This window comes from Dietzia sp. NPDC055877, assembly GCF_053615975.1.
In genome coordinates, this window is sequence record NZ_JBSHCV010000003.1 from 156,134 (window position 1) to 178,169 (window position 22,036).

The window sequence follows — 22,036 nt, forward strand, 5'->3', positions numbered from 1 at the left end:
CGGGGCGCTGCCGTCGGGCGGACATGGGGACGACCCTACCGGGATGCGCCTGCCACCGACCGGTCACCGTCGCCCGGCGGGCGCGTCACCGCGGTGCGGCGTCAGACCAGTCGGACGGCCATCGGGCTGATGCCGGCCATACGGACGGGTGAGATCTTGACGACGTCGCCGGACTGCGGTGCCTCGACCATCTTCCCGTCGCCGAGGTAGAGGGCGACGTGCCCGGGCCAGAACAGCATGTCGCCGCGCTTGCGATCGGCCACGGGAACCTGCGGTCCCGCGGTGTACTGGTAGCCGGTGTAGTGCGGCAGCGCCTTCCCGACACCTGCGAACGCGTAGATCATCAGTCCGGAGCAGTCGAAGCCGACCTTGTTGTAGTCCCCGTGACTGTCCGCCACGCCGCCGTCGCGGATGCCCTTGGTGGGGCCGTTGGCGTCGCCGCCGCCCCAGGCGTAGGTCACGCCGAGCTGTGACAGCGCACGGTTGACGACGGTCTCCACGCGGGCCGAGCTCGACGGTGTGCCGGCGTCGACGCCGCCATTGCCCTGGCCCGGCCTGGTCGGGGCGGCCGGACCGTCGGCGAGTGAGCCGAAGTCGGCCGCGCTGATAGCGTCGGCGACCTGCTGGACGATGGCCTCGGTGTCGCCGTTGATGCCGGCGTCCACGGCTGCCCCGACACTGCCGGCGTCGATCGCCCCGCCCGCAGCACGGGTGAGCTCATCCGAGGACCCGCCGGCGAACTGCCGGATGGCGCCGAGATCGAGGTGGGAGGGCAGGGCAAAGGCGATGTCAGCCGCCTGCCGGCCGGCTTCGGGCTGGTCGGCGAGCGCACGGACGGCATGTTCGCGCATCGCGGTCTCGTCGACGGTGACCTCGTTCGCGCCGCCTGTGGCGGGCCCCGCCGGGGACGCCCCGGCGGCGGCGAGTGCGGTCTGCTGTTCTTCGAGGTCGCGGGTGAGCTGCTCGACCTCCGATTCGAGGGTGGTGACCTCGCTCGAGACTGACGTGACCTGGGCCGCTGCGCCGTCACGGCGAGCCGAGGCGTCGTCGTATCGCTGCGCTGCCGCCTCCCGGGCGCCGAGCGCTTCACTCTCCCTGCGGGCGGCCTCATCGGCGGCGGCGACCATGTCGCCCACCACGCTCCGCTGATCGGCTGCTGCCCGCTGCAGGTACTCCTGGCGGAGGCCGGCGTCGGCCGGGTCGCCGGGGTCGAGTAGCGCTGATGCGGCGCCAGGGGCGGTGCCCTGGCGGTGCAGGAGCCGCGAGTAGTCGTCCAGGGTTCCGCGCGCCGACTCGACACCCGACTCGGCCTTCTCGCGTTCGGTCACGGTGCGGTCGGCATCCGCGATGGCGCGATCGAGTTCGACGCGGGCCATCTGCAGATCGACCAGCGATTTGTTGACGTCCTCGCGCGCGACGGCGATCCCCTCGCGTTTCGCATCGAGACGAGCTGTGGCGTCGGCGACCGCACGGATCAGACCACTGATGTCACCCGGGGCGACCCGGGTGGCTTCCTGGGCGGTGGCGACAGGTACCTGGACGACGGCGGTGCCGGTCGCCAGGACGAGAGCCGCGGCGACGGCGGCGCGCCCGGGCGCACGGCCGGGGCTTCTACGGTTGCGCACCCCACGGGTGCGCCGCGACGAATGGTCGGGCTCCACGTTTCACCTTCCGCTGACCGCACCGGGGTGCGGCGTCTCGCGCGGCCCGTTCGACGGGTCGCGTGCCCGAGTCGGTGGAGGACGTCCCGTGATGCCTTCCCCTGCGCCACTGGAGTCACAACCGGCTCGGTAGAACCTATGGTTCCTTAAGCACCGTAGGTCACAGCGAGCACATGTGAAACATCAGGCGGCAAAATACACTGCTGTAACTTGAAAAACCGGTTTCGCGGCGGCGTGTCGCCGTGGATGTGGTACCGATGGCCTCGCCTCCGATGGCGGGCGAGACGCGGCGGGGCGGCGGTGGAGCGGCCGGTCGTGAACGCGGAGGTGAGACGTGCTCCGGGTGGGTCAGCGGCGTCGGCGGCGCAGGACCGTGGCGAACGCGATCACGGCCACGATGGCAAGGACGAGGGTGATCGCGGTGAGTGCACCCCAGGGCGGGGCGGGGGCGGCGACTTTGTGGGCGAAGACCGATGCCGAGGCGACCGGATCGAACTCCTCCCATGCGTCGTCCTGCCCTGCCTCGAGGCGGTGGCGCGGGATCGTGTCGCTGGAACTGCCCACGAATGCCGGCGTCCGGACGAAGATGGTGCCCTCGAACTCCTCGTTGAGGAACGCCGCCAGATCCCTGGCGTCGGTGTATACGGCGGCGGGCGCCTCGGTGTAGACGACCTTCAGGTCGAGGCCGCGCTCGGCCGCGTCGTCCACCACGGTGCGGAGCCCGTCGACGAACGGCTCCGGCGCGGCCACCCCGTCGTCCGCGAGGTCGGCGACGACGGCCTGGTAGTCGAGCCAGTACGGGACCTCGCCCAACTGCAACGACAACAGGGGCTCGTCCACATAGGCGAGGGTCGTCACGGCGTCATCGGGGTCGTCCACGTCGGACATGGTGCCACCTCGTCGTCGTCGTCCGGGAGCGCACGCGCCGAACGGCGTCAGATCCGGTACCGCTCCCCACGTTCGGGCGTGCCGGGCGCTAAACAGGACGGGCGTACTGCTAAATTGGTGGTCGCAGACCGGGCAGAGGGTCCACAATGGATCCTGTGTCCGACCCGGCGTCGCCCGAAGTACGACACAGGCGACACCGGGAGGGATGACTAACCGACATTCACACCACGAGTGGAGCTGACGTGACAGCAAGCATTGACAGCTTTGGCGCCAAGGGGACCCTTGAGGTCGGCGGCGAGGCCTACGAGATCTACCGCCTCTCGGCGGTCGAGGGAGCCGAGAAGCTCCCCTATTCCCTCAAGGTACTGACGGAGAACCTCCTTCGTACCGAGGACGGCGCCAACGTCACCAAGGCGCACATCGAGGCGCTCGCCGGCTGGGATCCGAGCGCCGAACCCGACACGGAGATCCAGTTCACGCCGGCGCGCGTGATCATGCAGGACTTCACCGGCGTGCCGTGCATCGTCGACCTGGCCACCATGCGTGAGGCCGTCGAGACCCTCGGTGGCGACCCGAACAAGGTCAACCCGCTGGCGCCCGCCGAGATGGTCATCGACCACTCGGTGATCATCGAGTCGTTCGGCGGACCGAACTCCTTCGAGAAGAACGTCGAGATCGAGTACCAGCGCAACGAGGAGCGGTACCAGTTCCTGCGCTGGGGCCAGGGCGCCTTCGACGACTTCAAGGTCGTCCCCCCGGGGACCGGCATCGTCCACCAGGTCAACATCGAGTACCTCGCCCGCTCGGTTATGGTGCGGGGCGGCCAGGCGTACCCGGACACCTGTGTCGGCACCGACTCGCACACGACCATGGAGAACGGGCTCGGCGTGCTCGGCTGGGGCGTCGGCGGCATCGAGGCCGAGGCCGCCATGCTGGGCCAGCCCATCTCGATGCTCATCCCGCGCGTCGTGGGCTTCAAGCTCACCGGCTCGATCAAGCCGGGCGTCACCGCGACCGACGTGGTACTCACCATCACCGAGATGCTGCGCAAGCACGGTGTGGTGGGCAAGTTCGTGGAGTTCTACGGTGCGGGTGTCGCGGCCGTGCCGCTCGCCAACCGCGCCACCATCGGCAACATGAGCCCGGAGTTCGGTTCGACCTGTGCCATGTTCCCGATCGACGGCGAGACCATCGACTACCTGCGCCTGACCGGTCGCGACGAGGAGCAGCTCGCCCTCGTGGAGGCCTATGCCAAGGAGCAGGGCATGTGGCTCGACCCCGAGGGCACCGAGCCGGTGTTCTCCGAGTACCTCGAGCTGGACCTGGGCGAGGTCGTGCCGTCCATCGCCGGCCCCAAGCGCCCGCAGGACCGCATCGAGCTGTCCGACTCCAAGAGCGCGTTCCGCAAGGACATCCACAACTACGTCCACAGCGGCAGCGGGAACGACGACGTCCGCGACATGGTCGCCGAGGGCGGGGCCACCCCGCCCGTCCCCCACGGCGCCAAGCTGTCCTTCGCGGACGACGGTTCCGTGCGAGCCGACGCCTCCGTCGGGTCCGACGGCCGCCCCTCGCTGCCCGTGCCGGTGACGGTCGATGGCGGCAAGGAGATGATCCTGGACCACGGCATCGTCACGATCGCCTCGATCACCTCGTGCACCAACACCTCCAACCCGTCGGTCATGATCGGCGCCGGTCTCCTCGCGCGCAAGGCCCACGAGAAGGGCCTCACCGCCAAGCCGTGGGTCAAGACGTCCATGGCCCCGGGCTCGCAGGTCGTCACCGAGTACTACGAGCGCGCCGGCCTGTGGCCCGACCTCGAGGCGCTCGGCTTCTACCTGGTCGGCTACGGCTGCACCACCTGCATCGGCAACTCGGGCCCGCTGCCGGAGGAGATCTCGTCGGCGATCCAGGAATACGACCTCACCGCCACCGCGGTGCTGTCCGGTAACCGCAACTTCGAGGGCCGGATCAATCAGGACGTCAAGATGAACTACCTGGCGTCCCCGCCCCTGGTCATCGCGTACGCGATCGCCGGCACGATGGACTTCGACTTCGAGGCCGACGCCCTGGGCAACGACAAGGACGGCAACCCCGTCTACCTCAAGGACATCTGGCCCTCCTCCGAGGAGATCGAGTCGACCATCAAGGCCTCCATCTCCTCCAAGGAGTACACGGAGAAGTACGCCGACGTGTTCGCCGGTGACGAGCGCTGGCGTGGCCTGAGCACTCCGGACGGCAAGACCTTCGAGTGGGACGACAAGTCGACCTACGTGCGCAAGGCCCCGTTCTTCGACGGCATGGAGATGGAGCCGGACCCGGTCTCGGACATCAAGGGCGCACGCGTCCTGGCCAAGCTCGGCGACTCGGTCACCACCGACCACATCTCGCCGGCCTCGACCATCAAGCCGGGTACCCCGGCTGCGCAGTACCTCGACGCGAACGGCGTGGAGCGGAAGGACTACAACTCCTTCGGTTCGCGTCGTGGCAACCACGAGGTCATGATCCGCGGTACCTTCGCCAACATCCGTCTGCAGAACCAGCTGCTGGACGGTGTGTCGGGCGGCTACACCCGGGACTTCACCCAGGAGGGCTCGCCGCAGGCGTTCATCTACGACGCCGCCCAGAACTACGCGGCGCAGGACATCCCGCTCGTCGTGCTCGGCGGCAAGGAGTACGGCACCGGTTCGTCCCGTGACTGGGCCGCCAAGGGCACCCGTCTGCTCGGCGTGCGTGCCGTGATCACCGAGTCGTTCGAGCGTATCCACCGCTCCAACCTCATCGGCATGGGCGTCATCCCGCTGCAGTTCCCCGAGGGCGAGTCGCACGAGACCCTCGGCCTCGACGGCACCGAGTCGTTCGACATCTCGGGCATCGAGGAGCTGAACAACGGCACCACGCCCGAGACGGTCAAGGTCGTCGCCACCAAGCAGGACGGCGGAACCGTCGAGTTCGACGCCAAGGTGCGCATCGACACCCCGGGCGAGGCGGACTACTACCGCAACGGCGGCATCCTGCAGTACGTGCTGCGCAACATGATCAAGGGCTGATCCCCTCTCACATCGACGGCGGTGTGTGGTCGACCTGCTCGATGCGGGGCGACTGCGCACCGCCGCGGTGTATCTGAAGGAAGGTGACTGACATTGCCCAGGGTCAGCCAGGACCACATCGACGCACGACGTCGCCAGATCCTGTCCGGGGCGCGCGGGTGCTTTGCGGAGTACGGGTTCGAGGGTGCCACCGTGCGCCGGCTGGAGGAGGCCACCGGGATGAGCCGGGGCGCGATCTTCCACCACTTCGACGACAAGGACGCGCTCTTCCTCGCGCTGGCGGACGACGACGCCGCGGCGATGGCCGCCACCGTCGCCGAGCAGGGGCTGGTCCAGGTGATGCGGGAGATCCTCACCGACCCGCTGGAGTTCTCCTGGCTGGGCACCCGGCTGGAGATCGCCCGGCGGATCCGCACCGACCCCGAGTTCCGCGAGCGCTGGACGGACCGTCAGGCGGAGGTCGATGCCGCGATCGTCGCCCGGCTCCGAGAGCAGAAGGCCTCGGGCCGTATGCGCACCGATATCCCCGCCGACGTGCTGCGGGTCTATCTCGACATCGTGTTGGACGGCCTCATCACCCACCTGGCCACCGGGCGCGGCACCGACCACGTGGCCGAGATGCTGGATCTGGTGGAGGCGTCGCTCCGTGTCACCCGCGACTGAGCGGTCGGCGTAGGTTGGGGTGCATGAGCACCACGGAGTCGCAGATCCCCACCATCCTCCTCGACGACGGGCGCGCGATCCCGCAGTTGGGGTTCGGCACGTTCCAGGTCCCGCCCGAGGACACGGAGAGGGTGGTGTCCCACGCGCTCGAGGCCGGGTACCGGCACCTCGACACCGCGCAGATGTACGGCAACGAGGAGGGAGTGGGGCGCGCTATCGCGGCCTCGGGGCTGGAGCGCGGGGATCTGTGGGTCACGACCAAACTCAACAACCCGTTCCACGAGAGAAATGCCGCGCGCGGGGTCACCGAACGTTCTCTGGAGGCCCTCGGCGGTCGCATCGACCTGTACCTGGTGCACTGGCCGCTGGCCATGCACGGGGATGTCGCCCGGGTCTGGGAGGTCATGGAGGAGATCAGGGCCGACCTTCCCGTCGACTCGGTCGGTGTCTCCAACTTCACGGACGCGAACCTCGCAAGGCTGGCGGAGGCCGGCCTGAGTACGCCGGTCGTCGACCAGATCGAGTCCAACCCCTACTTCGTCAACGACGAGCTGCGGGAATCCTGCGCCGCCCGCGGGATCGCGGTGGAGGCCTGGAGCCCGCTGGCCCAGGGCACGGTGTTCGGTGATCCCCAGCTCGAGGCGCTGGCACGACAAGTCGGTCGCAGCGTCTCACAGGTGGTCCTGCGCTGGACCGTTCAGCGCGGTGACATCGTCTTTCCCAAGTCCTCTGATCCGGCACGGATGCGCGAGAACCTCGAGGTGTTCGATTTCGAGCTGACCGAGGAACAGATGGCCTCGATCTCGTCGTTGCACAACGGGTCCCGATCGGGCCCGGACCCGGACTCCTTCGACTGGCGCGGCTGAGCCCGGCGAGGGGTGACGAATCGCGCTCGCCGGGGCCGCGGAGCGGCCTAGAGTCATGCCATGCCCACCTCCGATGCGGGCGCGCCCGGCCACGCGCCGCCGGACCGCTCCACGACCGCGCCCGTGCTGGCCGCCTACGCGGCGGGCAGCCTGGGCACCGGGGCGTTCGGCACGCTGCCCGGGCTGGTGTTGGCGTACTACCTCACCGATTCGATCGGGGTCGCCGCGGCGCTGGCCTCGGTTCTGGTGCTGGTTCCCAAGCTGATCGACGTTCTGGCGTACCCGCTCATCGGCGCGCTCTCCGATCGGGCCTCGCACCGCACCGGTTTCCGCACGGGGCTGATGCTGTTCGGGGCACTGGCGCTACCGCTGCTGTTCATCGCCACGTTCTCGGCGCCGGCGGACTGGAGCACGGGCGCCGCCGGCCTGTGGGTGATGGGTTTCTTTCTCGCGGCATCGCTGGCGTACTCGTGCTTCCAGGTGCCGTATCTGGCGCTGCCGGCCGAACTGACCGACGACTCCGCCCGTCGCGTGACGCTGCTGGCCTGGCGTGTGGCCGTGCTGGCGGCGGCGATCCTCGTCTCCGGCGGAGGCGGCCCGGCACTGAGGGACGCCGCGGGTGGTGGCGCGCGCGGATATGTGGTGATGGCGATCGGTGTCGCCGCCCTGATGTTGCTCGGGATGCTGTGGTCCACGTTCGTCGCAGGTCGCCGCACGATCATGCGTGCCGACGCCCCCGCCCGGAATCTCGCCTTCGCCTATCGTGACGGGATCGACGCGCTGCGGGTGACCCGGCCGTTCCGACTGCTGGTCGCGGTGTTCTGCCTGCAGGCGGTGGCCACGGCGGTGATGCTCGCAGGTGGGCAGTACGTGGCCACGTATGTACTCGGAGACGAGTCCGCGCTGACGGGTCTGTTCCTGGCGCTGGTCGGTCCCGCGCTGGTGGTGATGCCCTTGTGGACCCGTCTGGCACACGCGCGGGGGAAGGTGCGGGCGCTCGCAGCGTCGACCGGACTGTTCACCGTGGCCGCGCTGTTGTTGATCCCCGCCGGGATCGCGCCCGGGGCGTGGGTGCACGTTCCGGTGGCGCTGGCGGGAGTCGCCTACGCGGGGATGCAGGCCCTACCGATGTCGATGCTGCCCGACGCGACCGACCTCGACCGTGCGTTGGGTGGTCGGCGACGAAGTGGCGCCATGAGCGGACTGTGGACCGCATCCGAGACCGGATCGATGGCACTGGGCCCGGTTCTCGTACTCGCATTGCTGGCAGTCGGTGGCTTCCGTTCCGGCGGGGTGGACGAACAGCCGGGGTCGGCGGTCTGGGCGATAGTGCTCGCCTTCTCGCTGGTTCCCGCGTTGCTGGCGGGTGCGAGCCTGCTGATGATCCGTGCGCTGGGTAACTCCTACCCCCGATGGACGGAGAGAGCATGAGTTCAGATTCCCTGACCACCCGGGTCATCGACCGCGGCGAACACGCGCTGGCGCGACTGGCGGCCTTTCGGGAGCAGGATCCACCGACCACCGGCGGGCGGATTCTCTCCTACGTATACGACTCGGGTCTGCCGGAGTTGGACGACCTCGCGATCCGGGCCGCGCGCCTGGCTCACGGCGTGAACGGGCTGGACCCCACTGTCTTCGCATCGGTCGCGCACATCCACAAAGGGATCGTCGCGCGAATCCGAGAGCTTCTCAACGGCGATGACGGAGTCTTCGGCACGGTGACCTCGGGAGGGACCGAGAGTTGCCTCCTGGCGTGCCTCGCTGCCCGCGAGGTCATGGGCCGTGCCCCCGGGGACGGTGGGACGATCGTCGCGCCGGTGAGCGTGCATGCCGCATTCAGGAAGGCCGCGCACCTGCTGGGCCTGCGATTCAAAGGCGTCGAGGTGGACCCGCGCAGTGGCCGAGCCGCGGCAGCGAACCTCCTCGCGGCCGTCGACGAGGACACGGTGCTCGTCGTGTGCTCGGCTCCCGCCTATCCCAGCGGCGTGATCGATCCCGTCGCGGAGGTGGCGGCCGGACTCGAGGCAGCCCATGACGCCCGGATCGGTCTGCACGTGGACGCGTGCCTCGGCGGCCTGGTGCTCCCCCACTGGCCGGCCCCGCCTGGACGGACGGCGCCGGCGTGGGATCTACGTCTGAAGAGGGTCACCAGCATCTCTGCGGACCTGCACAAGTACGGGTTCGCACCCAAGGGAAGCTCGGTGCTGTTGTCCCGGGGAAGGGCACGGCACCGTGCCTCGTGGTTCGCCACCGTCGACTGGCCGGGGTACCCGGTCGTCAACCCCACCCTGGCCGGGTCCAAGCCTCTCGAACCCGCGGCGGCGGCGTGGGTCGTGATGGAGGCACTCGGCGAGGAGGGGCAGTGCGAACTGGTGGCGCGCACGGCCCGGGCCACCGATGAACTCCTGGAAGGGCTGGGCGCCATCGAGGGGCTGGCCATCCTGGATCGCGACCCCGGTCCGATCATCGCGGTCGCGATCGACGAATCGGTTCCCGACGATCGACGCGTTCATCCTCACCTGTGGGCGGACGCGTGCGGGCGTCTCGGCATAGCCGTGCAGGCGCAACCGGCGTTCCGTCAGGAGCGGGGCACGTTGCCGTCGTCGTCGCACCTGACCATCACCCCCGTGACCCACCGGATGGTCGAGGAGATCCTCCGGGTCGCGGTCGCGGCGGCGGACGACGTCCGCGGCCTGGCGGCCCCCACCCCACCGCCGGGGTTGGCCGGCGTCCTGGACGCCCTCGAATCCGGGGACCTCTCCTCGGCGGACGTGCTCGCACTGCCCGAGGACGACGTCCACGCGATGATCGTCGATGTTCTGACCGGTGACGACGATGACGAGGCCGGGATGGCGACACTGATCGCCGCGATCGAGCGCCTCCCTGACGAGGTCGGGTCGCGGCTCGTCCGCGCCTATCTCGCGGCTGTCACGGAGACGTGACAATGCGACCCGCGCATCGCGGAGGAGGGCTCGACGGCCGGTTCAGTGATGGCCGAACAAGGCGAGGGCGAGCAGGATCAGACCGACGATCACCATGATCACCACCGCGACGAGCCGCGAATCCCACGCCAGCATCCGGTCGTACGTCGCCGTGACCTTCCGCGTGGCGGCGGGGAAACGCGACCACACCCAGGCCAAGAGGACGAAAGGTGCGATCAGCGACATGAGGAAGACGGCGTAGACAAGGAGTCTGAGCACGGGATCGGAGCTGACGCTCTCGACTGCCCGCCCGACCAGATAGGCGATCGGCAGGGTGGTGAACCCCACCACAGACGAGGTGGCTCCGAGAACGAACAAGCTGGTGGCCTTGGAGTTCTTATGAGAATCGGGAGCCGGGTGGGGCGTCGGACCGGACGCTCCCGCGGCGTCGTCGCGAGCTGTCGGGGCAGAGGCAGGGGCGGGCGCCAGACGAGCCCATACGGCGATCGCACCCGCGGCAACCAGAACGATCACGCCGACGACCAGGTCGACCGCCCGATCCTCCACCACGCGTCCGCACGATGCGGGACCCGCGAGACCAGGTTCGCGGGATTGAGACCGTGGACGACCAACACCAGAACCGTCGCCCCGGTCATCACCCCGGCAAGCAGCGCGGCGAGTCCGGACCGGACACCCCGGCCACGCGCCAGCGTGTCGGCGGTGGCCCCGTAGAGCACCGGATTCATACCCAGGGCGAGTCCCAGACCGACGAGCGTCCGTACAGCGGCGAACCAGGTCGTCACGTGCGTCATCTGCGCTCGCTCCCTTCAGGGGCGGTTAACACTCAAGGCGGAAGTGGACCCGCCGGTTCACAGTTAACCTAAGCGCATCAAACCCCACGTCGAGAGGTCGGCAATGCGCGTACTCGTCACCAGCTCCAGGAACACCTTCGCCCTGGACATCATCCGCAAGCTCGGAAGTCGTGGCCACACGGTCGTGGCCGCGGACACCTACGGCGGTGCGTCGGGCAGCCACTCGAAGTACCTCGCGGGTCATGCGGTGACGGCCTCTCCCCGATACGACACCGATCAGTTCATCGCGGATGTGAACAAGATCGTCGCGGAGTACGACATCGATCTGATCATCCCGACGTTCGAAGAGGCGTTCTACCTCACCGCCCGGGCGGCGGACCTGCCCGAGAGCGTGACACTGTTCGCCGGGAAGTTCGCGAAGCTCGCACGACTGCACGACAAGGCCAGTTTCCAGCGACTGGTGGAGGAAGCGGGTGTGCCGATCCCCGAGACGATCGTAGCGACGGATCACGACTCGCTGACGGCCGCCATCGCCAAATACCCCCGCTACTTCGCCCGGGCGGCGTTCTCACGTGGCGGTGTCGCCCTCCTGACGAACACCGGGCCGCTGGCCGGGAAGATGACCGTGGAGGAGTGCCACCCGACCGAGGATCAGCCCTGGCTGGTCCAGCCGTTCGTGGACGGCCCGATGGTCTGCACCTACAGCACCGTCGTCAACGGCCGGGTGACCTCGCAGTGCACCTATCGGGCGCCGGAACAGTGGGCGCACAGTACCGGGATCGCGTTCCTGGCCGTGGACAGCACCGACACCCTCGATTACACGCAGCGCATCATCGACGCGCTCGATCCGACTTTCACGGGTCAGCTCTCGTTCGACTTCGTGGACAACGACGGTCAGCTCTACGCGATCGAATGCAACCCCCGTCCGACCAACGGCGTGATCCTCCTGGAAGCGGACCAGTTGGAGCAGGCACTCACCAGAGAGAATGCGGAGACGTTCGTCGTCGAGCCCGGCGTGGAGCGCCAGATCAGCCTGGCAGTGCTCGCCGATGCGTTCGCCGAGCCGCTCAAGCACCTGCCGATCTCGCTACAGGACCTGACCCACGTGAAGAACGTGGGCGCCGGGTGGCACGACTCCATCGCGATGATGTGGAGCCCCGCCACCCTCGTCCACGGCGCCAAGCTCAGTCGCGGCCAGCACGAGGCCGTGCTCGAGGCGTTGGGCGACGACATCGTGTGGAACGGTGAGCCGATCAGCGGGATGACCGACGAGGACGCGGCCCTGCTCGAGGACGTTCACGAACAGAGGGTCTGACGATCTCCTCGATTCCTGCCACGGTCATCCCCCACCGAGGATCGGTGCGGGGATGACCGTGCGGAGCGGCTTTCTGCGCGCGTTGACAGCGCGAACTACGGGCCTCGACCGGGTCAGACGCCCGGCGGACGAGAACGGCCCCGCCTTCGATCTGGCCTATGTCCGAGTCGGTCCGCGGAACGGAGCGCCCCCGCTGGTCGTGGTGCCCGGAGGGCCCGGGCTCGGATCGGTGGTGCCCTACCGGTCGTTCCGACGGCGGGCCGCGAGCCTCGGACATGACGTGATCATGATCGAGCACCGCGGTGTCGGACTGTCCCGGGTCGACCTCACCGGCCGGGACCTGCCGATGTCGGCGATGTGGATCCGGGCGGTCGTCGACGACATCGCCGCCGTCCTGGATCGCGAGTCGGTTGAGTCGGCGCTGCTGGTCGGGTCGTCCTACGGCAGCTACCTCGCGTCGAGCTTCGGTGCGCTGCACCCCGATCGTGTTGCCGGCATGGTGTTGGATTCGGCATTGCAGTCAGCGGCGGACATCGACGTCGAGCGGAGAGCGGTCAGATCGCTGTTCTGGGACGCCGACACCGACATCGCCGCGGACATCCGGCGGCTGCACGCCGACGGGGTGGGCGGGCGCGAGCTCCTCGACGTCTCCCGCGCTGCGTACGAACTCGGCGGGCCGGACCTATTGGGCCCGCTGCTCCGTTCGCAGGTTCGTCGGCGCGGCGGTGTGGCGTGGCGGACTGTGGAGGCCTACGCCTCCCGGGGAGAGTCGATCGTCCACGTCCCCGGTGTCTACGAGTTCGACCTCGTCGGGGCGATCGGGTTCCGCGAACTGGGGTACGGGGCCGAGGCGGACGGACTGCCGCTGGATCCGGCGCTCACCTACGCACCGCTCGCACCCAGGTTCCCGACCTTCGAGGCGGAGCTGATGAACCTACAGTCCGCAGCCACCGGATTCACCTGGCCGATAGTGCTTCTCACCGGTGATCGGGATCTGCGCACCCCTCCCGCGATCGCCGAGCGGGTGGCGTCGGCAGCGCCGGGCACGACGCTGGTTCGCATCGAGAACGGCCACAGCGCGCTGGAGACCCACCCCGAGGCGCTGCTCGCGGTGGCCGGGTCGCTGGCCGCAGGGACACACGCGCAGCTCGAGCAGCAGGCGGCGGAACTGAACCGGCTCCCTCGCCGGGGGTTCGCCGCACGATCTCCGGCGCTTCTCGCGGCAATGGTCCGGGCAGGGCTCTGAGACGGTGGCTCGATCACATCGCCGGCGGCCAGCGCCGAGCCGGCCGACGCATATCCGCCGGTCGGATCTGGGCGACCGAGCCACATGAAGCAACGCCCCCGGACGTGATGTCCGGGGGCGCGCGACGCTGAGACGTTCGAGGTGTCAGACGAACACCGCGATGATCACGTTGAGGATGGCGAGAAGGCCCGCAGACATCGCCAGAGTGCCGGTGCTGCCGGGAGCCTTGGCCTCCTTCTTGGTGCCGACGATGGCGAGCACCAAGATGACGATCGCGATGACCAGCTTGATGCCGATCTTCATGTGATTCATGTCGGCATCGTTCATCTCGTTCAGGCCCACGAGGATGAGGCCGGTGACGACCTGAAGGATGGAGCCGTGGAGAATTGCCTTGTTGACCGCGGGCGCCTTCATCGTGGCCATCCAGCCACCGATGATGCCGGCGAGACCGACGAAGTGCAGGATGAGAACTATCTTGATGGCGATGTCCATGCCCTCATAGTCTCAGGGCAACCACACTGCGCAGGAGGTAAGGGTCTGCTAAGTGTCGGGGGCTACACATCGCGTGGCCAGAGGCGCACGCTCACGCCAGTTCGACGGTCACATAGCGAACGTGGCGTTCGCACGCTCACGCCAGTTCGACGATCTCCATATATTCCTGGTTCCACAAATCCTCGGTGCCGTCCGGCAGGATGATGACCCGCTCTGGCTCCAGGGCCTCCACCGCACCCGGGTCGTGTGTCACCAGAACCACGGCGCCCTCGTAGGTCCGCAGCGCATCGAGGACCTGCTCACGCGAGATCGGGTCGAGGTTGTTCGTCGGCTCATCGAGCAGCAGCACATTCGCGGCGGACGAGACGAGGCCGGCGAGCGCGAGGCGGGTCCGCTCACCGCCCGACAGCGTTCCGGCCGGCTGATCGAGCTGCGGACCGGAGAACATGAACGCGCCGAGCAGCCCCCGCAGGTCCTGCTCCCCCGCGTCCGGGGCGGCGTGACGGATGTTCTCCCACACGCTCGTGGACATGTCGAGGGTGTCGTGCTCCTGCGCGAAGTAGCCGACCTTCAGACCATGGCCGGACACCACGCCGCCCTCGCCGTCGGTGCGCTCCACCCCGGCCAACAGCTTGAGAAGGGTCGTCTTGCCGGCGCCGTTGTACCCCAGCACCACAACGCGGCTACCGCGGTCGATGGCCAGGTCCACGCCGGCGAACACCTCGAGCGAGCCGTACATCTTGGTCAGGCCCTTGGCGAACATCGGCGTCTTGCCACACGCGGCGGGCGTGGGGAACTTGATCCGAGCGGCCTTGTCGGCCACCCGGACCTCGTCGAGATCGTCGATCATCGCGTCGGCGCGACGGATCATCTGCTTGGCGGCCGCGGCCTTGGTGGCCTTCGCCCCGAGCTTGGCGGCCTGCATCTTGAGCTGCGACGCCTTCTTCTCCGCATTCGCCTTCTCGCGCCTGCGCCGAGCCTCATCGGTGGCGCGGGCGTCGAGGTACTTCTTCCACCCCATGTTGTAGGCGTCGATCTCGCCGCGGACGGCATCGAGGAACCACACCTTGTTCACGACGGCCTCGAGGAGTTCGACGTCGTGGGAGATGATGATCAATCCGCCCTCGTGCTTCTCCAGGAACTGGCGCAGCCAGGTGATGGAGTCGGCGTCGAGGTGGTTGGTCGGCTCGTCGAGGAGCAGCATCGTCCGCGACTTGCCGGCGCCGTCGGACGCGGCGAACAGGATCCGTGCCAACTCCACGCGTCGACGCTGTCCGCCGGACAGCGTTCCCAGGTTCTGGGTGAGGATGCGGTCTTCGAGCCCCAGGCTGCTGCAGATGCGGGCGGCCTCGCTCTCGGCCTCGTATCCGCCGCGCGCGGAGAACTCGTCCTCGAGCCGACCGTATCGACGGACGGCCTTGTCCATCGCCGCATCGTCCGGGGCGTCGACCATCTGCGCCTGCGCCGTGGCCATATCCGCCATGAGCACATCGAGTCCGCGGGCGGAGAGCACGCGGGACCGGGCCAGCTGGTCCATGTTGCCCTCGCGGGGATCCTGCGGGAGGTAACCCACCTCGCCGGAGCTCGTGACGGACCCCGCGTAGGGTTCACCCTCGCCGGCGAGGATCCTCATCGTCGTCGTCTTCCCCGCGCCGTTACGTCCCACCAGGCCGATCCGGTCGCCGGGCTGGACCCGCAACGAGGACCCGTCCATGTGGAGCAGGGTGCGTACGCCGGCGCGCACCTCCAGGTCGTCGATGGTGATCACGTGCGCGGGTACCTCATTTGTTCTCGGGGGGTTTTCGGGCCGACTCGCAACTCTACCGGCGCTCCGAGCGCGGCGACGAGTCCGGTGACCTGGGTCTCCGCGCCGACGTCACGGGCCGTCGGCAGAGGGTCACCCCGAGCGTCGCCCGTACAGGTTCTGCACGCACCGCCCGAGGCTGCCGTGGTCGTCGGAGATCCTGGTGTCGGTGAGGACGCCCTGCTCCGGTGAGCCGATCGTCTCGGTGTCGAGGTGGACCCACCCGGGGCGGGGATCGCGGTGCAGCGACACGACCAGGTCGCAGTTGATCGCCGGGTGGGTCAGCGGATCACTGCCCATCGACACGCCGCTCGAGGAGTCCGCCACCACGACGGTGTGCTGCCAGCCGGTCATGGCCTCCCCCTCGATCAGGTCCGCGCGGGAGCGGCCCCAGGCCCGGGCGGGGCCGAGCTCGTCACCGCTGCCGGAGATGAACGCGAAATCCACCACCGACAAATACCCGTCCTGATAGGCGTAACTCATCATCGCCCCACGCTCCAGGACATCGGGAGCCGGCGGTCCTGCATGTGTGCCGACGGTCGGAAAATCCGCGGGCGTGCGGCGCATCCGCCATCCCCGGGCGACGAGCGCGGGCCGGCCGTTGACAGACGCAGTGGCCTCGAGCAGCTCCACGCTGCGCCCGGGCCGGATCCGGTGCACCTCGATGTCCAATGGTGCGATCGGCACGGGCCCGAGTACGTCCACCGACAGCCGCGCCAGCCGCACCTCGGGCTCGGCCTCGAACTGCTCCAGTGCCCGTACCAGCAGCGCACTCGGGGGTCCCGCGTGCTGCGATTCGGCCGACCAGGGGCCGGCGGTCAACGGCGTCGACTCGAATCGCCCCCGGTCAACCTGCTGGTAGAACGAACCGGACATGGGACTCCCTTCGGGCGACGGCGGTAGGGTCGATCCCCATGGATGCTACGGGTGGCGGGCTGTTCGACGTCGCGATCGTCGGCCTGGGTCCGGCCGGTCGCGCGCTGGCCTCCCGGTGCGCGGGCGCCGGACTCACGGTATTGGCGGTGGACCCGGCGCCGGATGCGGTGTGGCGTCAGACCCTGTCGCTGTGGGCCGATCAGGTTCCCCCGTGGCTACGCGCGGACGCCTGTGGCACCGACGTTCTCGCTAACCGGGTGTACGGCCCCGCGATGTACGCGCCCGAGCGAGCGGTCCTCGAGCGGGAGTACGCGGTACTCGACACCGAGGAGTTGCACGCCGCCCTGCCGCTCGGCCCCGGGGTCACCGTCGAGCGTGACACCCTTGACGACTCCGGGGTGCTCGCCCTCACCGAGCGGGCGCATCGTGTCGTGGACTGTCGCGGCGCCGGTGGCCAGCGCAACCGTGGCCCACTACAGACCGCCTACGGGATCGTCGTGGAGGCCGACGCCGCGGCGCCCGCCCTCGGCGGTGAGTCCGCGCTGTTCATGGATTGGCGCTCCGATCACGACGACGACGAGGCCGGCCCCGGATTCCTGTACGCGATACCCGTGGGCCCGGACCGTGTCCTCCTCGAGGAGACGTGCCTCGCCGGGTGGCCGGCCCCGAGACCGGCCGTCCTCGAGACCCGCCTGCGCTCGCGGCTGCGGCGTCGGGGCGTGGACCGGGCCGCGCTCGACGAGCCGCTCGCGGTGGAGCGTGTACGCATCCCGCTCACGCCCCGCCCCCGCTACGCCGCGAACCCGCGGGTTGAGGCCTTCGGCACCGCCGGTGGGTACGGTCACGCTGCGACCGGCTACTCGGTCGCGGCCGCGCTCGGGGCGGTCCCGGGGGCGGTCGTGGCATTGGGTACCGGCCGGCCGATTCCTGAGCCCCGCTCCCCCCTGACCACCGCTCTGCACTCCCTGGGACTGCGGGCACTGTTGCGCGCGGATCACGAAACGGTACGGGAACTGTTCTCCGCCTTCGGCAGGCTGGAGTCCCGTAAGCAGCGGTGGTTCCTAGACGCGGCCAGCCCGTCGTATCAGGTGGGATCGGCGATGTGGGGCATGTGGGCCGACATGCCGGTACAGCAGAAAGCCGGCATGATCGCCGCGGTCCTGAAGAAGGATCCGCGCGACCATGCCGGCTCGTCGGGTTCTGACTAGACGGTGAACCCGATGGCGCGGAGCTGCTCGCGGCCGTCGTCGGTGATCATCTGGGGGCCCCACGGCGGCATCCAGACCCAGTTGAGCTCGAGCTCGTTGACGAGGTCCGAACCGACGGTGGCGCTGCGCGCCTGGTCCTCGATCACGTCGGTGAGCGGACACGCGGCGGACGTGAGTGTCATGTCCACGCGTGCGATGGTCGACCCCTCGGTCTCGCCCGGTCGGACCCAGATGTCATAGACCAGGCCCAGGTCGACGACGTTGATGCCGAGTTCGGGGTCGACCACGTCACGCATGGCCTCCTCGAGATCGGCCACCAACGCGAGGTCGTCCTCGGACTGCTCCGGCCGGTTGGGGTCGGGCCGGAACTCGCCGTTGTAGGCAGTGCCCGGGTCCGTGTCGTTCTCCGCCCCCGACATCGGATCGTCGACGGACGGGTCGTTGGCAGGTGTCATCTGCTCGGTCATGTCACATCACTCCTGGTGTTCGGTCTGTTGTGCGAGGGCGTCCTTGAACGCCATCCAGCCCAGTAGGGCGCACTTGACGCGCGCCGGGTAGCGGGACACTCCGGCCAGTGCCACGGCATCGTCCAAAAGTTCTTCGTCGCCCTCGTCCTGGCCGCGGGACGAGATCATGGCGTGGAACGCCTCGAAGATCTCGAGGGACTCCGAGACCGGCCTGCCGACCAGCAGTTCGGCCATCATCGACGTGGAGGCCTGGCTGATCGAACAGCCCTGGGCGTCGTAGGAGACGTCGGCGACCGTGGACTGGTCGTCCGAGAGTTGCAGGCGCAGCGTCAACTCGTCACCACAGGTCGGATTGACGTGGTGCACCTCGCACCCGAAGGGCTCCCGCAACCCGCTGTGTTGCGGGCGGCGGTAGTGGTCGAGGATCACTTCCTGGTACATCTGCTCGAGCTTCACAGACCCTGACCTCCCACGCCGAAGAACTCCTGCGCCCTGCGCAGCGACCGCGCCAGCACCTCGACCTCGTCGAGCGTGTTGTACAGCGCGAACGAGGCGCGGACCGTGGACTGTACCCCGAGTCGCCGATGGAGCGGCCACGCGCAGTGGTGCCCGACCCGCACGGCCACGCCGTCGTCGTCGAGGACCTGGCTCACGTCGTGGGCGTGGATCCCGTCGACGACGAAGGAGACGGCGCCGCCGCGCGACACCATGTCAGTCGGCCCGACGATCCGGATACCCGGGATCGAGGCGAGCGCGTCGAGCGCGGCCACGGTCAGCGCCTCTTCGTGGCGGGCGATCGTCTCCATGCCCACCCCCTCGAGGTAGCGCACGGCGGCGGCCAGGCCCACGGCCTGCGACACCATCGGCACGCCGGCCTCGAAGCGCTGCGGGGGATCCGCGTAGGTGGACTCCTCCATCGTCACCGTGGCGATCATCGATCCCCCGGTGAGCACCGGAGGCATCGCCTGCAGGAGCTCTCGACGCCCGTAAAGGACGCCGATCCCGGTGGGGCCGAGCATCTTGTGGCCCGAGAACGCCGCGAAGTCCACACCCAGAGCGTGGAAGTCGACGGCCATGTGCGGCACCGATTGGCACGCATCCAGGACGACGAGCGCGCCCACCGCCCGTGCCGACTCGACGACGCGTGCGACGTCGGTGACCGCACCGGTCACGTTGGACTGGTGGGTCACGGCCACGACCTTGACCGCATCGGTCAGCCGGACCGAGTCGAGGTCGATGCGTCCGTCATCGGTGACGCCGTACCAGCGCAGGGTGGCGCCGGTGCGCCGGCACAGCTCCTGCCACGGAACGAGGTTCGCGTGGTGCTCGAGTTCAGAGATCACCACCTCGTCCCCCGGCCCGAGCGTGTACTCGCCGAAGCGGGGGTCCCCCAGGGCGAACGCGACGAGGTTCAGGGCCTCGGTGGCGTTCTTGGTGAAGACCAACTCGTCGACGTCAGCGCCGACGAACCGACCGATATCGGCGCGGGCGCCCTCATAGGCGTCCGTCGCCTCCTCAGCCAGCTGGTGGGCGCCACGGTGCACGGCCGCGTTGGAGTGCAGGAGGAAGTCCCGCTCCGCGTCGAGCACCTGGACGGGGCGCTGCGAGGTGGCCCCGGAGTCCAGGTACACCAGGGGCTTTCCGTCTCGGACGGTCCGGTGCAGGATCGGGAAGTCCGCGCGGACCGCGGTGAGATCGAGAGTCGTGGTCATGGTCTCCCAGCTGTCTGATCAGGCGTTCGCGGGCGTCAGGTACTTCTCGTAACCGTTCGCCTCGAGCTCGTCGGCCAACTCGGCGCCACCGGAGGCGGCGACGCGGCCGTCGACGAACACGTGAACCGTGTCGGGCTTGATGTACTGCAGGATCCGCGTGTAGTGGGTGATGAGCAGGATCCCGCCGTTCTCCTCCGCCTTGTAGCGGTTGACGCCCTCGGAGACGACGCGCAGGGCGTCGACGTCCAGGCCGGAGTCGGTCTCGTCGAGAACGGCGATCTTCGGCTTGAGGAGGTCGAGCTGAAGGATCTCGTGGCGCTTCTTCTCGCCGCCGGAGAAGCCCTCGTTCACGCTGCGCTCGGAGAACGCCGGGTCGAAGTCCAGGTCGGACATGGCTTCCTTGACCTCCTTGACCCAGTGGCGCAGCTTCGGGGCCTCGCCACGCACGGCGGTAGCCGCGGTGCGCAGGAAGTTGGCGGTGGAGACTCCGGGGATCTCGGTCGGGTACTGCATGGCCAGGAACAGGCCGGCGCGCGCCCGCTCGTCGACCTCCATCTCCAGGACGTTCTCGCCGTCCAGGGTGACGGTTCCGCCGGTGACCTCGTACTTGGGGTGGCCGGCGATGACGTATGCCAGGGTCGATTTGCCGGAGCCGTTGGGGCCCATGATGGCGTGGGTCTGGCCGGACTCGATGGTCAGGTTGACGCCCTTGAGGATCTCGACGGTCTCCGGGGCGTCCTCGGTGGCGGCGACGCGGGCCGTCAGGTCCTTGATCTCGAGAATGGTCATTTCAGTGCTCGCAATCTGTGTGAAAGGTCTTGGGGAATTACTCGGGGCCGGACGTCAGATACCGGAGGACTGCAGCTCCAGCTCGACGGCCTCGGTGATCCGGTCGCGAACCTCGGGCACACCGATTCGGTTGATCACCTCGCCGAAGAAGCCGCGGACGACGAGGCGTCGTGCGACGTCCTCGGCGATACCGCGCGACATGAGGTAGAAGAGGTGCTCCTCGTCGAACCGGCCGACGGCGCTGGCGTGGCCCGCGCCGGCGATCTCACCGGTCTCGATCTCGAGGTTGGGCACCGAGTCCGCACGCGCCCCGTCGGTCAGGACGAGGTTGCGGTTCATCTCGTAGGTGTCGGTGCCGAGCGCCTGCGACCGGATGAGCACGTCACCGATCCAGACGGTGTGCGCATCCGGCAGGTTCGACTTCGCGTCGCCCTGGAGGGCGCCCTTGTAGAGGATCCGCGAGGTGCAGTTCGGGACCTCGTGGTCGACGAGGAGACGGTGCTCGATGTGCTGCCCGTCATCCGCGTAGTACAGACCATTGAGGTGGGCCGTGCCGCCGGGTGCGGTGTACCGGACGGACGGGGCGATTCGTACGACCTCGCCACCGAAGGTGACGGCGGTGTACGTCACGGTGGCGTCGCGGCCGACCTGCAGGTGATGGCCGGCCAGGTGCACCACGTCGTCATCCCAGTCCTGGATGAGCACGACCTCGAGGTGGGCGGAATCGCCGACGATGAACTCGGCGTTCTCGGCGACGGTGCCGCCGCCGCGCTGATCGACCACGAATGTGGCGTTGGCGAACGGCTCCAAACGGACCTGCGTGTGGCCGAACGCCACGTTGCCCTCGCCCGGGCCGTCGACGGTGACGTAGACGGGCTCGTCGATCACCTTGTTCTTCGCCACGGTGATGATGGTGGCCTCGTCCGCGGCGGTGAAGGCCTGGGCCGCGACCCGATCGCGGGGCGCACCGGCCTCGCCGACGCGCTTGTCACCGGTGGTGACGGTCTCGACGGTCAGTCCGTCCTGCTCGGCGAGGGACACGAGGATCCGGCCGGTGGCCTCGACGTTCGAGCCGTCGTGGATGCCACGCAGGCGCCGCAGCGGGGTGAACCGCCAGATCTCGTCCTTGTGGCTCGGGACCTCGAAGGCGCCTACGTCGAAGGAGGAGAACTGGTCGCCCTTCGTCGCGCCGACGGGGATCCCGTAGCGGTCGGTCACCGGGGCCGGCGCGGAGGCCGGGGTGGGGGTGGTGGTGGTGTCGGTCAT

At 68.8% G+C, this 22,036-nt stretch carries 20 protein-coding genes; 8 read left to right on the plus strand and 12 right to left on the minus strand.

All coding sequences use genetic code 11. From position 1 onward, the window contains the following. Nucleotides 1-101 precede the first annotated feature (101 nt). Entirely contained in the window at nucleotides 102-1,661 is a 1,560-nt protein-coding gene (locus ACWGLC_RS05115) for an NlpC/P60 family protein (protein WP_452098869.1), read from the minus strand. 348 nt (nucleotides 1,662-2,009) lie between these two features. Then, nucleotides 2,010-2,549 (minus strand): Rv1476 family membrane protein, encoded by a 540-nt coding sequence (locus ACWGLC_RS05120; protein WP_452098870.1) that lies wholly within the window; start codon nucleotides 2,547-2,549, stop codon nucleotides 2,010-2,012. 242 nt (nucleotides 2,550-2,791) lie between these two features. On the opposite strand from ACWGLC_RS05120, the gene ACWGLC_RS05125 reads away from it, so the two are divergent. The 5 genes from ACWGLC_RS05125 to ACWGLC_RS05145 all read left to right on the plus strand — a co-directional run bounded on the left by ACWGLC_RS05125 (nucleotide 2,792) and on the right by ACWGLC_RS05145 (nucleotide 10,070). Then, entirely contained in the window at nucleotides 2,792-5,599 is a 2,808-nt protein-coding gene (locus ACWGLC_RS05125; protein WP_452098871.1) for an aconitate hydratase, read from the plus strand. Between the two features lie 93 nt (nucleotides 5,600-5,692). After that, nucleotides 5,693-6,262: a TetR/AcrR family transcriptional regulator gene (locus ACWGLC_RS05130; RefSeq protein ID WP_452098872.1), complete on the plus strand. Its 570-nt coding sequence runs from the start codon at nucleotides 5,693-5,695 to the stop codon at nucleotides 6,260-6,262. Nucleotides 6,263-6,285: 23 nt separating this feature from the next. Further along, nucleotides 6,286-7,128 carry an aldo/keto reductase gene (locus ACWGLC_RS05135; RefSeq protein ID WP_452098874.1) on the plus strand — a complete coding sequence of 281 codons (843 nt, stop codon included), beginning with the start codon at nucleotides 6,286-6,288 and terminating at the stop codon, nucleotides 7,126-7,128. 60 nt (nucleotides 7,129-7,188) lie between these two features. Beyond that, a complete protein-coding gene (locus tag ACWGLC_RS05140) occupies nucleotides 7,189-8,559 on the plus strand; it encodes an MFS transporter (RefSeq protein WP_452098875.1) in 1,371 nt (456 codons plus the stop codon). Beyond that, nucleotides 8,556-10,070 carry a pyridoxal phosphate-dependent decarboxylase family protein gene (locus ACWGLC_RS05145; protein WP_452098876.1) on the plus strand — a complete coding sequence of 505 codons (1,515 nt, stop codon included), beginning with the start codon at nucleotides 8,556-8,558 and terminating at the stop codon, nucleotides 10,068-10,070. The genes ACWGLC_RS05140 and ACWGLC_RS05145 overlap by 4 nt, the downstream gene beginning before the upstream one ends. 42 nt (nucleotides 10,071-10,112) lie before the next feature. Here the strand turns inward: ACWGLC_RS05145 and ACWGLC_RS05150 are convergent, their stop codons facing one another. Together ACWGLC_RS05150 and ACWGLC_RS05155 are read right to left on the minus strand one after the other, a co-directional pair. After that, nucleotides 10,113-10,619, minus strand: coding sequence for a hypothetical protein (locus ACWGLC_RS05150; protein ID WP_452098877.1), 507 nt, complete (start codon nucleotides 10,617-10,619; stop codon nucleotides 10,113-10,115). Continuing rightward, entirely contained in the window at nucleotides 10,580-10,861 is a 282-nt protein-coding gene (locus tag ACWGLC_RS05155; RefSeq protein WP_452098878.1) for a hypothetical protein, read from the minus strand. The genes ACWGLC_RS05150 and ACWGLC_RS05155 overlap by 40 nt, the downstream gene beginning before the upstream one ends. A 103-nt stretch (nucleotides 10,862-10,964) precedes the next feature. Between ACWGLC_RS05155 and ACWGLC_RS05160 the strand changes: the two genes are divergently transcribed. Further along, on the plus strand, nucleotides 10,965-12,176 hold the full coding sequence (locus tag ACWGLC_RS05160; RefSeq protein WP_452098879.1) for a carbamoyl-phosphate synthase large subunit: 1,212 nt from the start codon (nucleotides 10,965-10,967) through the stop codon (nucleotides 12,174-12,176). 52 nt (nucleotides 12,177-12,228) lie between these two features. Beyond that, entirely contained in the window at nucleotides 12,229-13,422 is a 1,194-nt protein-coding gene (locus tag ACWGLC_RS05165; RefSeq protein ID WP_452098880.1) for an alpha/beta fold hydrolase, read from the plus strand. Between the two features lie 144 nt (nucleotides 13,423-13,566). Here the strand turns inward: ACWGLC_RS05165 and ACWGLC_RS05170 are convergent, their stop codons facing one another. The 3 genes from ACWGLC_RS05170 to ACWGLC_RS05180 form a co-directional block, all read right to left on the minus strand. Then, complete coding sequence (locus tag ACWGLC_RS05170) at nucleotides 13,567-13,914, minus strand: hypothetical protein (protein ID WP_452098881.1); 348 nt, start codon at nucleotides 13,912-13,914, stop codon at nucleotides 13,567-13,569. 136 nt (nucleotides 13,915-14,050) lie between these two features. Then, nucleotides 14,051-15,682, minus strand: coding sequence for an ABC-F family ATP-binding cassette domain-containing protein (locus tag ACWGLC_RS05175; RefSeq protein ID WP_452098882.1), 1,632 nt, complete (start codon nucleotides 15,680-15,682; stop codon nucleotides 14,051-14,053). A gap of 129 nt (nucleotides 15,683-15,811) precedes the next feature. Beyond that, entirely contained in the window at nucleotides 15,812-16,594 is a 783-nt protein-coding gene (locus ACWGLC_RS05180; RefSeq protein WP_452098883.1) for a thioesterase family protein, read from the minus strand. 38 nt (nucleotides 16,595-16,632) lie between these two features. On the opposite strand from ACWGLC_RS05180, the gene ACWGLC_RS05185 reads away from it, so the two are divergent. After that, nucleotides 16,633-17,802 carry a lycopene cyclase family protein gene (locus ACWGLC_RS05185; protein ID WP_452098884.1) on the plus strand — a complete coding sequence of 390 codons (1,170 nt, stop codon included), beginning with the start codon at nucleotides 16,633-16,635 and terminating at the stop codon, nucleotides 17,800-17,802. Here the strand turns inward: ACWGLC_RS05185 and ACWGLC_RS05190 are convergent. From ACWGLC_RS05190 to sufD, 5 genes are read right to left on the minus strand one after another with little or no spacing between them, the layout of a single operon-like run. Further along, complete coding sequence (locus ACWGLC_RS05190) at nucleotides 17,799-18,269, minus strand: metal-sulfur cluster assembly factor (protein WP_230928917.1); 471 nt, start codon at nucleotides 18,267-18,269, stop codon at nucleotides 17,799-17,801. The two genes, ACWGLC_RS05185 and ACWGLC_RS05190, sit on opposite strands and share 4 nt — an antisense overlap. Nucleotides 18,270-18,275: 6 nt before the next feature. Continuing rightward, a complete protein-coding gene (sufU, locus tag ACWGLC_RS05195) occupies nucleotides 18,276-18,725 on the minus strand; it encodes a Fe-S cluster assembly sulfur transfer protein SufU (RefSeq protein ID WP_230928916.1) in 450 nt (149 codons plus the stop codon). Next, the gene (locus ACWGLC_RS05200) at nucleotides 18,722-19,981 is read right to left on the minus strand and encodes a cysteine desulfurase (protein ID WP_452098885.1); all 1,260 of its coding nucleotides are present in this window, start codon (nucleotides 19,979-19,981) and stop codon (nucleotides 18,722-18,724) included. Before ACWGLC_RS05200 ends, sufU begins: the two co-directional genes overlap by 4 nt. Nucleotides 19,982-19,999: 18 nt before the next feature. Then, complete coding sequence (sufC, locus tag ACWGLC_RS05205) at nucleotides 20,000-20,770, minus strand: Fe-S cluster assembly ATPase SufC (RefSeq protein WP_230928914.1); 771 nt, start codon at nucleotides 20,768-20,770, stop codon at nucleotides 20,000-20,002. 54 nt (nucleotides 20,771-20,824) lie between these two features. Continuing rightward, nucleotides 20,825-22,036, minus strand: coding sequence for a Fe-S cluster assembly protein SufD (sufD, locus tag ACWGLC_RS05210; protein ID WP_452098886.1), 1,212 nt, complete (start codon nucleotides 22,034-22,036; stop codon nucleotides 20,825-20,827).

Coding starts and splice junctions, on each gene's coding strand:
- ACWGLC_RS05120 (WP_452098870.1), bottom strand. CDS start 2,549: ATGTCCGACGTGGACGACCCCGATGACGCCGTGACGACCCTCGCCTAT.
- ACWGLC_RS05135 (WP_452098874.1), top strand. CDS start 6,286: ATGAGCACCACGGAGTCGCAGATCCCCACCATCCTCCTCGACGACGGG.
- ACWGLC_RS05140 (WP_452098875.1), top strand. CDS start 7,189: ATGCCCACCTCCGATGCGGGCGCGCCCGGCCACGCGCCGCCGGACCGC.
- ACWGLC_RS05145 (WP_452098876.1), top strand. CDS start 8,556: ATGAGTTCAGATTCCCTGACCACCCGGGTCATCGACCGCGGCGAACAC.
- ACWGLC_RS05155 (WP_452098878.1), bottom strand. CDS start 10,861: ATGACGCACGTGACGACCTGGTTCGCCGCTGTACGGACGCTCGTCGGT.
- ACWGLC_RS05160 (WP_452098879.1), top strand. CDS start 10,965: ATGCGCGTACTCGTCACCAGCTCCAGGAACACCTTCGCCCTGGACATC.
- ACWGLC_RS05165 (WP_452098880.1), top strand. CDS start 12,229: ATGACCGTGCGGAGCGGCTTTCTGCGCGCGTTGACAGCGCGAACTACG.
- ACWGLC_RS05170 (WP_452098881.1), bottom strand. CDS start 13,914: ATGGACATCGCCATCAAGATAGTTCTCATCCTGCACTTCGTCGGTCTC.
- ACWGLC_RS05180 (WP_452098883.1), bottom strand. CDS start 16,594: ATGTCCGGTTCGTTCTACCAGCAGGTTGACCGGGGGCGATTCGAGTCG.
- ACWGLC_RS05185 (WP_452098884.1), top strand. CDS start 16,633: ATGGATGCTACGGGTGGCGGGCTGTTCGACGTCGCGATCGTCGGCCTG.
- ACWGLC_RS05190 (WP_230928917.1), bottom strand. CDS start 18,269: ATGACCGAGCAGATGACACCTGCCAACGACCCGTCCGTCGACGATCCG.
- ACWGLC_RS05200 (WP_452098885.1), bottom strand. CDS start 19,981: ATGACCACGACTCTCGATCTCACCGCGGTCCGCGCGGACTTCCCGATC.
- sufC (WP_230928914.1), bottom strand. CDS start 20,770: ATGACCATTCTCGAGATCAAGGACCTGACGGCCCGCGTCGCCGCCACC.
- sufD (WP_452098886.1), bottom strand. CDS start 22,036: ATGACCGACACCACCACCACCCCCACCCCGGCCTCCGCGCCGGCCCCG.